Raw genomic sequence first — 12,321 nt, 5'->3', positions numbered from 1 at the left:
AGCCCGTTTTTCCATCTTATCGGGGGCAACCACCCTCGCCAGACCAAAAGCCGCAGACGATCGCGCCGCGATTACTCCATGTTCGAGAACCGCGGTCCCAAATGCGCCTTGCTCGTCTACATCGATGACGCCACCGGCAAGCTCTTGCATCTGCGGTTTGCCGGATCGGAGAACACCTTCGACTACTTCCATGCGACGAAGGCCTATTTGCAGCAGTGGGGCAAGCCTCTGGCATTCTACAGCGACAAGCACGGTGTCTTCCGCCCAGTCCATGCTTCGGAGAAAGACCGGACGAGCGGCCTGACGCAGTTCGGCCGAGCCCTTTATGAGCTCAACATCGACATCATCTGCGCCAATACCCCACAGGCCAAGGGACGCGTCGAACGCGCCAACCAGACGCTGCAGGATCGATTGGTCAAGGAACTGCGGCTGCGCGGCATCGACACGATCGAAGCGGCAAACCTCTATGCACCAGCGTTCATTGCGGATTTCAATGCTCGTTTCGGCAAGCCGCCGCGCAATCCGAAGGACATGCATCGGCCGCTGGCCGATCATGAGAGCCTCGATGGTGCCATGTGCCGGAAGGAAGTCCGCACCCTGTCGCAGTCTCTGACGTTGCGCTACGACAAGGTCTTGTTCATCCTCGATCCAACAGAACAGGCCAAGGTATTGGCGGGAAAGAAGGTCGTCGTCTGCGACTATCCGGACGGTCGCCTCGAGATCATGCACGAGAGCTTCACCCTACCCTACAGAACCTTCGATAAGTTGCGATCGATACACAGACCCGAAGTCGTCGAGAACAAGCGTTTGGACGACATGCTTTCGATCGTCGCTGAGCTACAGGCTGGACGTGAACTGCAGCGCAGTAAGAGCGGCCCTCGCCGCACAGGTCAGACAGATCATATGTTTGGGATACCGGATGGTAGCCAGGGCAATGGTTATCAGAAGCGTGGCCGCAAGCCCGGCCGGCGGACGGACTTCATGAACGACCCGGAGGTCATTGCCAAAAGGCAGAAGGCGCTGGCGCGCATGGAGGCCGCGGAATGAGCCGCTGGCACTCATAGTCTCAAAGCTAAAGCCGAAGGGGTGTCCCTCACCCGCCCCCGCTCCTCCCTCGCAACCCGGCCCAGCCGGTCGGATCGGGGGCTGCCGTCAGCGCCAGCGGCAATGCTGAGTGTCGCATCTCTAAATGGCTGGCAACGTCGCGCCTCTAATCAGCTTTGACAATTGTTCTAGCGGGGGTGGGTTCAAGGATGAAGCGTCCTGTTTCTGCAAAAGTTGGAATGTCACTCTCCCCGAGTCTGAACGAGATCTGGGAGACGAGCGGATGGGATTGATAGCGACTTGAATACGTGATGACGGCGTCGTGTCTGGCGATCAGGCATCAAAGAATTCAGGGCCGTCACCTCGAACGAGACAGGACGCATTACTCGATATCCTTCAACGCATCGAGTGGGCCGATCAGCGCCGTGCGCGGCGGCACGAGTGTCGGCTGCACCAGATGCGTGATTGCCGGGCCGCGATCCGCATCGAGGATCGCAAACCCCCTGGTGATCATCGCCTCGCTATCCTGCCGGATCATGAAGACGGGGAAAGGCAGGAAGGAGCCGAAGGGATCGTAGTCGTAGCAGCCGACGATGATATCGGCGAAGGTCTCGTGCGGATGCAGCGCGAGGAAGCGCATCAGCCCTTCGAGATTGATCGAGGAATTGACGAAAAATGCGCGTGGCAGCTTTCCGTGGCCTTCGTAGAAGGCTTCGAAGGCGCGAGCAGTCATGGCGGGGGAATAGCCGGTCGGCTGGATGCAGATGTCCGGATCCGCGCCCAGCAGGGCGCGCTTTACGTCGCGGAAACCGCGAATTCGCTCATGGCTGGCATGGTCGTTGCGGCCGCCGAACAGGTACAGATCGTCGGGCGAAAGCGGGCCATCCTCCTGTGCGCGCTCGATGATCGCCTGTGTCAGCATGCGCGCACCTTCATAATTGTCGCTGATGATCGACGGCGCCAGCGTGCCCGGCAGATCGATGTTGACGTGCTTCAGTCCCGCCTTTTCGCAGACCTTGTGCACGCCATCCGGATCGGTCGCGCCGGCGATGAACAGCTCGTCGATAGAATAGGAGATCAGCGTCTCGACGACCTGCCGCTCCTCCTCCGGGTCGCGACAGGCGCTGACGACGAGCGGGCACTGGCCGCGGCTTCGGACCTGCGCCTCGAAAGACTGCGCCATAGAGGAGAAATAGCGGTTGTCGTGCACCGGCAGGAGAAGACCAACGAGGCCGGAGCGGGACGACCGCAGGCCACGCGCCTGCAGATTTGCCTTATAGCCGTGCTCGTTCGCCAGCTTCTGAATGAGCTGGGCTGTCGCCTCTTTGATACGCCGCTTCCGCCAGCTTCCGTTCAGCACGGCGCTCACGGTGGAAGGCGACGCGCCCGATAGGATCGAGAGATCGTAGATTGTCGCCTTTTTCTTGCTGATGTCCGTCATTCCCAGCCTTTCCTCTATCGTTCCCTTAGAAACAAACCCCTCTTGACGAAAGCCCCACCTTGATCGATAGTTATTGCACCATCGATTGTGCAAAAAAGAAAGATCGATTGTGCAGGATGGTTCGCCGGAGGAGGCGAGACGGGAGGCAAGGGTATTCCCTCGCCATGAAACAATCAGGAGCAACCTGCCGTGAAGCCGGCCGGTGGTCGTCGTTCGCATGAGCGACCTTTGAGGAGGAGTGAGGATGAGGAGCCTTATCGTAGCGGCATTTGCCGCATCGCTGTCGCTTGCCGGGGCGGTGGTCGCGTTTGCACAGGACGCACCGAAGGTCGGCATTGTCGTCAAGATCGGCGGCATTCCCTGGTTCAACGCGATGGAAGCCGGCATCAAGGAACAGGGCCAGAAGTTAGGGGTCGATGCCTTCATGATCGGCCCGACCAGTGCCGACCCGGCGCTGCAGGTGCGCGCCATCGAGGATCTGATCGCCCAGGGCGTCAAGGTCATCGGCGTGGTCCCGAACGATGCCAAGGTGCTCGAGCCGGTGCTCACCAAGGCGCAAGCCGCCGGCATCAAGGTCATTACGCATGAATCGCCCTCGCAGAAGGGCGCCGACTGGAATTTCGAGCTCGCATCGTCGACTGGATTTGGTGAGGCCCATGGCAAGCTGCTCGCCGAAAAGATGGGCGGCAAGGGCGAATATGCCGTCTTCGTCGGTTCGCTGACCGTCCCGCTGCACAATGCCTGGGCGGACGCCGCAATCGCCTATATCAAGGCGAACTATCCGGACATGAAACTCGTCGGCGATCGCTATGGCGTCGCGGAAGACGTCGACAAGAGCCGCTCGACGGCGCTCGACCTTATTGCCGCCCATCCGGATCTGAAAGGCTTCCTTGCCTTCGGCAGCCAGGGTCCAATCGGCGCCGGGCGCGCTGTCGAAGAACGCCGCAAGACGGGCAAAATCTTCGTGCTCGGTCCGTTCTCGCCCGGCCAGGGCCAGAAGCTGATCAAGTCCGACGCGATATCGGGCGGCTTCATGTGGAATCCGAAGCAGGCCGGCGAAGTCTTCGTCACGCTCGCCGATCGCCTGATCAAGGGCGAGAGCGTCAAGGAAGGTGATGACATTCCGGGTCTCGGCGTGATCAAGCCGGTTGGCAACGACATCATCGTCGATCAGCTGCTGCCGATCAACAAGGATACGGTCGACGACCTGGCCGCAATGGGCCTCTGAAGAGGCCCCCTCCCCGGGTGTCGGGCCGGTCGACATGGACCGGCCCGACGTTCGGGAAAAGAGCGGTATCCGGCCATGGCTGGGCCATTGACCTTTCATGGCATTCGACTGGACAGGCAACCGGCATGAGCATGGCAACGGATGATGGTGTGAAGGCCCCGCCGCTTCTTTCGCTTCGCGGCATCAACATTACATTCGGCGGTGTGAAGGCGCTGAAAAACGTCTCCTTCGAAGTCTTGCCCGGCGAAGTGCATTGCCTCGCTGGCGAGAACGGTTCCGGCAAGAGCACCCTTATCAAGGTGATATCAGGCGTCTATCGGCCTGCAGACGGCGCCGAGATCGTCTTTGACGGCGAGACGATATCCCACATGACGCCAGGCATGGCCCAGTCCCGCGGCATTCAGATCATCTGGCAGGACCTCGCGCTCTTTCCGGAAATGAGCGTGGCGGAAAACATCGCCTTCCAGACCCTTTCCGGTTCGCGCCCGCGCTTCGTCAATTATGCCGCGATCCGCGGAATAGCCGAGGAGGCGCTCGCCCGGCTTGGCGTCACCCTCGACGTCGACAGGCCTCTCAAGGATTTCGCCATCGCGCAGCGTCAGATCGTCGCCATTGCCCGCGCGCTGGTCGGAGAGGCCCGGATCGTCTTCATGGACGAGCCGACCGCCTCGCTCACCCAGTCTGAGACCGACCATCTGCTGGCGATCGTGCGCACGCTGTCGGCTTCGGGTGTTGCCGTGGTCTTCGTCAGCCATCGCCTTGCGGAAGTGCTGGATATCTCCTCGCGCATCACGGTGCTGCGCGATGGCGCGCTGGTCGGGGTCTACCCGGTGGAGGGCATGACCCAGTCTAAGATCACCGAGCTGATGACCGGGCGCACCTTCGACCAGAATGTTCTCGCCCGCGACGTATCGCAGAACCCGGTGGTGCTCTCGGTCAGCAAGCTTTCCCGGCCTGGCGAGTTCGACGACATCTCCTTTGATCTGCGCCGTGGCGAGACGCTCGGGATAACCGGCCTGCTTGGCTCGGGGCGCACCGAACTTGCGCTTACGCTGTTCGGCATGCGCCGGCCCGCTGCCGGAACGATCGTGTTGGAGGGAAAGCCGGTGCGCTTTGCCTCCAACCGCGAGGCGATCACATCAGGTGTCGCCTATCTCTCCGAAGACCGCCTTTCGCTCGGTCTCAACCAGCCGCAATCCATCGCCGACAATCTGGTCATGGCCTCGCTCAACCGCATCCTGGGCCGGCGGCTCATTTCGCCGGAAAAGAAGCGCTCGCTCGTCGCGCGCTGGATCGCTGATCTCGGCGTCAGGATCGGCAAGCAGGACGATGCGATCTCGACGCTTTCGGGCGGCAACCAGCAGCGCGTCGCGATCGCCAAATGGCTCGCCACCGATCCCAAGGTGCTGATCCTCGATGCGCCCACGGTCGGCGTCGATGTCGGCGCACGCGCCGGTATCTTCGAAATCGTTGCGCGTCTCGCCGAGGCGGGGCTGGCTATCATCCTGATTTCGGACGAGGTGCCGGAGGTCTATTTCAACGCCGATCGGATCATCCATATGGAAAAGGGCCGCATCGCCGGCTGGCATGATCCGCGCGCGACCACACTGAAGGACCTGGAGGCGGCGGTCTATGCGTAAGCTGTTCCTGTCCCATACGACTGAATTCGTGCTCATCGCCGTCATCATCGCGATGAGCATTGTCCTGGCTTTCATGACCGACCGTTTCTTGACGCTCGGCAATGTCTTCGACCTGCTCAATATCAGCGCGGTCAACATTATCTTTGCCGTTGGCCTGCTCGTGGTGCTGATATCAGGCGGGATCGACATCTCCTTCGCCGTCGCCGCCTCGATCGTGCAATACGTCACTGCACTTGCGCTCGAGAGGATCGGCGGGGGTGGATGGATATCCGGCTTCCTGATTGCGGCCGGCATCGGCATCGTGCTCGGCGTGATCAACGCCTTCCTGATCCACCGCTTTCGCATCATCTCGATCGTCGCGACGATCGCAACCTTCAACGTCTATTTCGGCTTGCTGATGTTCTTCACCAAGGGTGTGTCGATCTACAATCTGCCCGACTGGCTGACGAGCCGCGTCATCATCTACGAGCGCGAAATGGCCGATGGGAGCTGGGCTGAGATCACGTTGCCTGTTGTGGTCATGGTCGTCTGCACGCTCGCCACCTGGTTCTTCATTACCCGCACGACGACCGGCCGGCAGCTCTATGCCTTCGGTGACAATCCGGAAGGCGCGCGCCGCTTCGGCATCAATATCGGCGCCATGCAGTTCATCGCCTTCGGCTGGCTTGGATTGATGGCAGGCATCGCCGGGCTGATGCAGGCGCATTATGCGCAGGAGGTCGTTCCGAACGCACTCTATGGCCGCGAGCTCGATGTCCTGGCCGCAGTGGTGCTCGGCGGTGCGCGGCTGGGCGGCGGCAAGGGCTCCGTGCTCGGTTGCGTGTTGGGCGTGCTGCTCGTCTCGATCACCCAGAACGGCCTCAACCTGATGGGCGTCTCGCCCTTCGCCTTCAAGATGATCGTCGGCGCGATCATCCTCGTTGCGATCACTTTGTCGAGCGCTCGCATCGGCAATCTGGTGCCGGTGTTTGCGACCCGCAAATCGACCGGTGACAGACCTGCAGAAAGGGGAGAGAGCTGATGAACGCGCTCGCCGCCCGCTTCAACGCCATCTTCGGCGCCGACATGGCCGGTCCCCTCGCCGCGCTGGCGGCGGTGCTTGTCGTCTTCGGTTTCGCTTCGCCCCATTTCCTGACGGGCGCGACCTTCGGATCGGTCGCCTTTCAGCTTCCGGAGCTGGGCGTCTTGACGCTTGCGATGCTGATGCCGATCCTGACCGGCGGCCTCAACCTTGCGATCACCTTCACCGCCAACATCGCCGGCCTGACGCTCGCCTGGACGCTGCAGGCCAATGGCGGCATCGACGCCGGTCCGGGCGCCTTTCTGCTCGGCTCGGTTCTGGCGCTTGCCGTCGGCGCGGCAAGCGGCCTGGTCATGGGACTCGTCATCGCCTTTACCCGCGCCCACCCCATCCTCGTTTCGCTGTCGATGATGATCTTCCTGCGCGGCCTCGGTGAGTTCCTGACGCGCGGCGGCGATATCTCGGGCTTCCCCACCTTCATCGCTCCCATCGGCCACGGCAGCATTCTCGGCATCCCGGTACCTTTGTTGATCCTGATCGCCTGCGTGATCGCCAGCCACCTCCTGCTCTCGCGCTCCAAGCTCGGCTTTTCAACCTACATGATCGGCTCCAATATCGAGTCTGCCCGCTATTCCGGCATCAACACCCGCAAGATCCTGGTGCTGGTCTATATGCTCTCCGGGGTGATGGCTGCAGTTGCCGGCATCATCATGCTTGCGCGCTTCAATTCGGTGCGCGTCGGCCACGGCGAATCCTATCTGCTGATCACCGTGCTCGCCTGCTTCCTCGGCGGCATCAATCCCTTTGGCGGCTTCGGCCGAGTCCTGCCCGTCTTCGTGGCGCTCATCGTGCTGCAGCTTCTTTCTTCGGGGCTCAACCTGCTCGGCGCCAACCAGCATCTCACCACTGCCGTCTGGGGCATCCTGCTCATCGTCGTGATGGTGCTGCGGTGGTTCTCGGCCAAGTTCATCAGAATCATGAAATAGGAGATACGACCATGGAAGGTTTCGGCGTTCACACCAGCATGTGGACCATGAACTGGGACCGCGCAGGCGCCGAGAAGGCGATTGCCGGGGCCGTGCACTACAAGATGGATTTCATCGAGATCGCGCTGCTCAACGCGCCTGCCGTCGATGCCAAACACACTCGCGACCTGCTTGAAAAGAACAAGCTGCGCGCCGTCTGCTCGCTCGGCCTGCCGGAGCACGCCTGGGCCTCCATCCGCCCGGATGCAGCAATCGAGCATCTGAAGGTTGCGATCGAAAAGACCGCGGAAATGAGTGCCGAAGCCCTGTCCGGCGTCATCTTCGGCGGCATCGGCGAACGCACCGGCGTGCCGCCGACGCAAGGCGAATACGACAACATCGCCAAGGTGCTCGACGCCGCGGCAAAACACGCCAGGAAGTACGGCATCCAGCTCGGCGTCGAGGCCGTGAACCGCTACGAGAACCACCTGATCAACTCGGCGCAGCAGGCCGTCGACATGGTAGAGCGTGTCGGCGCGGATAACATCTTCGTTCATCTCGACACCTACCACATGAATATCGAGGAGAAGGGTGCGGCCAACGGCATCCTGATCGCCCGCGATCACCTGAAGTACATCCATCTTTCCGAAAGCGACCGCGGCACGCCGGGTTACGGCAACATTCCGTGGGATGCGATCTATGCCGCGCTCGCTGCAATCGGTTTCAAGGGCGGACTTGCCATGGAAAGCTTCATCAACATGCCGCCTGAGGTAGCCTATGGCCTGGCTGTCTGGCGCCCCGTTGCACGCGATATGGAAGAGGTCATGGGCAATGGCCTGCCATTCCTGCGCAACAAGGCGGAACAATACGGGCTGATCTGAGCGGATTGCCGGGTCACTTGAACACTCCGGTGGTGACCCTTACCGTTGTCGTAGGCCACCTGCCGTTCAAGTGCCGTGGACCCTTGCGCGGCGTCGCAAAGGTCATCTTGTCAGCCTGGTTCTTCCCTCGAAAAACCAGGCTGATCAAGTGGCGAAAGGCGTACGGCCGCATGCTGGTGACGAGCAGCAGGGCAGCCGCGTCGAAAGAAGCGAAAATAGTTGATTGCTGCTCTCATCTTTAGTACCGGCCTATCACCCGGTTAAAGGATGTCACGTGGCCATACTCCCCCCGATGCAAGATCCGCCTCGAGCGGCCGAAACTTTTGTCACCGAAAATATAGGTCTTTCGATCGAGGGGAACGCAATTCTCTGCGACGTAAGCCTGACATTTCCGGCAGGAGAAGTCGTGGCACTGGTCGGCCACAACGGTTCCGGCAAATCCAGTCTTCTCAAAATGCTGGCGCGCCAGCTCGTGCCGAGCGCCGGATCGATCTCTTACGGAAACCGGGATCTGAGGACGTATAGCGAACGCGCCTTCGCGCGTTCGGTCGCCTATCTGCCCCAGGACGTCACGACCGGAGCGGACATGACGGTCCGCGAGCTTGTGGGATGCGGCCGCTACCCGTGGCACGGAGCGCTTGGCCGCTTCACCAAGGACGATGAAGGGAAAGTCGAGGAGGCCCTTCAGGCAACGCATATCGAGAAGTTCGCCGACCGTATCGTCGGAACACTGTCGGGCGGTGAGCGGCAACGGGCCTGGATCGCCATGCTGATTGCTCAGGATGCCCGCTGCCTGTTGCTCGACGAACCGACTGCGGCACTCGATGTTGCCCACCAGATTGAGGTGCTCTCACTTGTGCGACGCTTGGCGCATGAGGGTGGAAGGAGTGTCGTCATCGTTCTTCACGACATCAACATGGCCGCGCGCTTCTGCGATCGGATCCACGCATTGAAACGCGGTGGCGTGGTTGCCAGCGGAACACCGAGCGCGATCCTCGCGCCGAAGACGCTGCAGGAGATCTATGGGATCGATATGGATGTGATCTCCGCGCCCACCCTGCCCTATCCGCTCGCCTATGTTTGCTGAGGTTGGGCGTTCAATGGGCGTTTCGCGGCGCTTCCTTCTGCAGTTCGCGGCGGCCTCGGCCATTCCGGCTCCGCTGTTTGCGCAGTCGATCGGCCAAAGGGTCGTCAGCCTCGACTACGGTCTTGCGTCCACGCTTTTATCCCTTGGATTGCCTCCGGTCGGGATCTCGGACCTCGCCGATTGGGACAGATGGGTTGTCGAGCCGCGAATGCCAGAATCCGTCGTCGATATCGGCAGTGCGTTCGAGGTCAATTTTGAAATTCTCGTTGCGCTGAAGCCCGATATCATATTGACCACACCCTACCTCGATGAGCTGTTACCCAAGCTGCAGTCGGTGGCGAAAGTCGTTCGGCTGGAAATCTTCGTGCCGGGCATTGGGCCTATTCTTCCCGCCGCCATTGCGGCGACGCGCAAATTGGCCGTTGAGCTTGGTCGTCAGAATGAGGCGGAGCAGTTCCTCGCGCGCGCCGACGCCTTCTTCGAGCGATGCCGCAGCCGCCTGGCGGACAAGAACCTGCCGCCGGTCGCCCTGGTGAATTTCATGGATGCCCGCCATGTCCGCATCTATTCGAGTCCCGGGCTGTTCCACAATGTGCTCGAGCGCATCGGTGTCCGGAACGCCTGGACCAGAGAGTCGAATTATTGGGGTTTTGAAACGATCGGCATTGAGGAGCTCTCCAAGATCACCGATCCAGATGCGCGTCTGATCGCCTTCGACCCCGTTCCTCCGGACGTTCTTCCGAAACTTGCTCAGAGCCCGCTGTGGAACAGGTTGGCCTTTGCGCGTCCCGGCCACCTGTCGATTCTGCCGCCGGCCCTGATGTTTGGCATGGTGAACGAGGCCATGCGCTTCGCGGGCCTTTTGACAGATCTTCTGGAAAAAGAAGCATGATGATATCCCGCCGCGACAATATCGGGCCAGCATTAGTCTTCCTCCTCCTGATTGGCGGTGGAGGCGTGGCTTCGTGGTTTCTTGCTGCTCCTGCGCTGTCTGAAATTGCGCTACCGAATTACGATGTCACACGAATGGTATTGTACTATTCGACGCTTCCCCGCCTTGCGACGGCGCTCATTGCCGGCGCTATGCTTGCCTTGTCTGGTGCGCTGTTTCAGCAGGTTTTGCGAAACCCGCTCGCCGACCCTACCACCCTCGGCGTGTCGGCCGGAGCAAACCTGGCGCTGGTGGTAACATCGCTGTTTCTCCCGGACCTGCTCGGGGCCGGCCGTGATCTTGTCGCTCTGACCGGCAGTGCGACCGCGGCCGTGATCGTCGTCAGCCTTGGCGCGCGCCGCGGTTTTTCGCCTTATTCGCTTGTTCTGTCGGGGCTGGTTCTCAGTCTGTGGTGTGGCGGCCTCTCTGCGATCCTGATCTATTTGAACCAGCGCTACCTCTCGAGCCTGTTCATCTGGGGCGCCGGCTCGCTGGCCCAGCAAAGTTGGGTCATTCCCGTGTCGCTTCTTTGGAAGTTGGGCGTCGTTGCCATCGTCTGCACTTTCGTGATCAGACCGCTTTCGCTGCTCGATCTTGGCGAGAGCAGTTCCACGGCACTCGGCGTCCGATTGGTCCGTCTGCGTTTCATTGTCGTCGCCCTTGCTGTCGCGCTTGCTGCATTTGTCACCAGCGCTGTCGGGGTCATTGGTTTCATTGGACTGGTCGCGCCGACGATTGCGCGATTGTCCGGAGCACGACGTCCCGCGCAGCTCATCTTCTGGTCTCCCCTGATCGGCGCCGGGCTGCTTCTCTTCGCCGACTCTGTTCTGCAACTGGTCGCAGGCGGGCTTGGTGATTTCTTGCCGACGGGAGCGGTAACGGCCATCTTCGGTTCGCCGCTGCTCCTCGCGCTCCTGCCGCGGCTGAAGATCCGTCATCGATTGCAGCAATCGCCGGCGTTCGGACGGTCACGTCGATGGGATGGAACCGCACCGGTCGTCATCGCCGCTGCCGGTCTGCTTATGCTGTTGATGGTCAGCGTTTTTCTCGGACGTGACGTCAATGGCGGCTGGGCCTTCGCTTCCGGCGAATTCTCGTACGATGTCCTTGCCATCAGGATACCTAAAATCCTCGCCGCTCTGGCATCGGGCGCGATGCTTGCGGTCGCGGGCTCGATCCTTCAGCGGTTGACCGGAAATGAAATGGCAAGTCCCGAAGTTCTCGGGATCAGTGCCGGCGCGACCTTCGGCGTTGCGATTGCCCTCTTTGCCGTCGCTCCCGGATTTTCCGGTCAATTTGCCTTTGCCGTGGCCGGTGCGATCAGTGTGCTTGCCATCATCTTCGCCAGTTCCCGGCGATCGGCCTTCGCTCCCGAGCGGGTCCTGCTTGCGGGCATTGCCTTAAGCGCGATGGTCGATGCCGTCGTCGGCGTGTTGAGCTCGACGGGAGATCCGAGAGCCGTTCTGCTGATGCGGTGGATGAGCGGGTCCACCTACCTCATCGAAGGGTCGACCGCGGCAACGGAGGCAGCGCTCGGCGCTGTGCTGATTGCCGTTGCGCTCGCCGCCCGCCGCTGGCTTGACATACTTCCCCTTGGGCCGTCGCCTTCGGCGGCGGTCGGCGTACCATTGGCGAAATCGCGTTTTGCGCTTTTTGGCCTCGCAGGATTGTTGACGGCCGCCGCGACGCTGACGGTCGGCCCCTTATCATTTATCGGCCTCATGGGACCTCACCTGGCACGGGAGGCGGGACTGACACGCGCGCTGCCGCAAATGGTTGGTGCCGCTCTGATCGGCGGGGGGCTTATGGTTGCCGCCGATTTTGTCGGCCGCACGATCGTATCGCCCTATCAGATCCCGGCCGGTCTTGTTTCCGCACTCATCGGAGCACCGTTCCTGATGCTGATGATGCGCAAGCGCGGTGTCGGCTGAGGGTTGCCACAGGAAGGCCCGGCATTAGGTAGCAAAGACCACCAAAAGCGCCTTACGCCTCTGAATCAAAACAGAATTTCAGGCCGGCATTCCCATGAATGCGGCTGACGTTGATTGGGTTATTGACAACGTTGCCACGGAGCCTACATCGG

At 61.1% G+C, this 12,321-nt stretch carries 10 protein-coding genes; 9 read left to right on the top strand and 1 reads right to left on the bottom strand.

Translation table 11 applies throughout. The features are described from left to right. On the top strand, positions 1 to 1,047 hold a 1,047-nt coding region (locus tag FHT69_RS29295; RefSeq protein WP_246721349.1), incomplete at its 5' end, for an ISNCY family transposase. A gap of 379 nt (positions 1,048 to 1,426) precedes the next feature. On the opposite strand, the gene FHT69_RS29290 is transcribed toward FHT69_RS29295, so the two are convergent. After that, on the bottom strand, positions 1,427 to 2,485 hold the full coding sequence (locus FHT69_RS29290; protein ID WP_047616954.1) for a LacI family DNA-binding transcriptional regulator: 1,059 nt from the start codon (positions 2,483 to 2,485) through the stop codon (positions 1,427 to 1,429). A 244-nt stretch (positions 2,486 to 2,729) separates the two neighbouring features. On the opposite strand from FHT69_RS29290, the gene FHT69_RS29285 reads away from it, so the two are divergent. The 8 genes from FHT69_RS29285 (at position 2,730) to fhuB (ending at position 12,169) form a co-directional block, all read left to right on the top strand. Next, positions 2,730 to 3,713, top strand: a complete 984-nt coding sequence (locus tag FHT69_RS29285; protein ID WP_047616953.1) for an autoinducer 2 ABC transporter substrate-binding protein — start codon at positions 2,730 to 2,732, stop codon at positions 3,711 to 3,713. A gap of 125 nt (positions 3,714 to 3,838) precedes the next feature. Then, entirely contained in the window at positions 3,839 to 5,353 is a 1,515-nt protein-coding gene (locus tag FHT69_RS29280) for a sugar ABC transporter ATP-binding protein (RefSeq protein WP_097595421.1), read from the top strand. Beyond that, entirely contained in the window at positions 5,346 to 6,374 is a 1,029-nt protein-coding gene (locus FHT69_RS29275) for an ABC transporter permease (RefSeq protein WP_047613842.1), read from the top strand. The genes FHT69_RS29280 and FHT69_RS29275 overlap by 8 nt, the downstream gene beginning before the upstream one ends. Further along, positions 6,374 to 7,360 (top strand): ABC transporter permease, encoded by a 987-nt coding sequence (locus FHT69_RS29270; RefSeq protein ID WP_097543270.1) that lies wholly within the window; start codon positions 6,374 to 6,376, stop codon positions 7,358 to 7,360. The genes FHT69_RS29275 and FHT69_RS29270 overlap by 1 nt, the downstream gene beginning before the upstream one ends. A gap of 11 nt (positions 7,361 to 7,371) precedes the next feature. After that, entirely contained in the window at positions 7,372 to 8,220 is an 849-nt protein-coding gene (locus tag FHT69_RS29265) for a sugar phosphate isomerase/epimerase family protein (RefSeq protein WP_047613837.1), read from the top strand. A gap of 292 nt (positions 8,221 to 8,512) precedes the next feature. Further along, on the top strand, positions 8,513 to 9,307 hold the full coding sequence (locus tag FHT69_RS29260; RefSeq protein WP_183906330.1) for an ABC transporter ATP-binding protein: 795 nt from the start codon (positions 8,513 to 8,515) through the stop codon (positions 9,305 to 9,307). 13 nt (positions 9,308 to 9,320) lie between these two features. Next, a complete protein-coding gene (locus FHT69_RS29255; RefSeq protein WP_183845248.1) occupies positions 9,321 to 10,199 on the top strand; it encodes an iron-siderophore ABC transporter substrate-binding protein in 879 nt (292 codons plus the stop codon). Beyond that, complete coding sequence (gene fhuB / locus FHT69_RS29250; protein WP_183845281.1) at positions 10,199 to 12,169, top strand: Fe(3+)-hydroxamate ABC transporter permease FhuB; 1,971 nt, start codon at positions 10,199 to 10,201, stop codon at positions 12,167 to 12,169. The genes FHT69_RS29255 and fhuB overlap by 1 nt, the downstream gene beginning before the upstream one ends. Positions 12,170 to 12,321: the final 152 nt, after the last annotated feature.

Source organism: Rhizobium sp. BK008 (assembly GCF_014197345.1).
GTDB classification, from domain to species: Bacteria; Pseudomonadota; Alphaproteobacteria; order Rhizobiales; family Rhizobiaceae; genus Rhizobium; species Rhizobium anhuiense.
Note: the sequence above shows the minus strand (reverse complement) of the source record. Positions and strands in the feature narration are given on the sequence as shown.

Coding starts and splice junctions, on each gene's coding strand:
- FHT69_RS29290 (WP_047616954.1), bottom strand. CDS start 2,485: ATGACGGACATCAGCAAGAAAAAGGCGACAATCTACGATCTCTCGATC.
- FHT69_RS29285 (WP_047616953.1), top strand. CDS start 2,730: ATGAGGAGCCTTATCGTAGCGGCATTTGCCGCATCGCTGTCGCTTGCC.
- FHT69_RS29280 (WP_097595421.1), top strand. CDS start 3,839: ATGAGCATGGCAACGGATGATGGTGTGAAGGCCCCGCCGCTTCTTTCG.
- FHT69_RS29275 (WP_047613842.1), top strand. CDS start 5,346: ATGCGTAAGCTGTTCCTGTCCCATACGACTGAATTCGTGCTCATCGCC.
- FHT69_RS29270 (WP_097543270.1), top strand. CDS start 6,374: ATGAACGCGCTCGCCGCCCGCTTCAACGCCATCTTCGGCGCCGACATG.
- FHT69_RS29265 (WP_047613837.1), top strand. CDS start 7,372: ATGGAAGGTTTCGGCGTTCACACCAGCATGTGGACCATGAACTGGGAC.
- FHT69_RS29260 (WP_183906330.1), top strand. CDS start 8,513: ATGCAAGATCCGCCTCGAGCGGCCGAAACTTTTGTCACCGAAAATATA.
- FHT69_RS29255 (WP_183845248.1), top strand. CDS start 9,321: ATGGGCGTTTCGCGGCGCTTCCTTCTGCAGTTCGCGGCGGCCTCGGCC.
- fhuB (WP_183845281.1), top strand. CDS start 10,199: ATGATATCCCGCCGCGACAATATCGGGCCAGCATTAGTCTTCCTCCTC.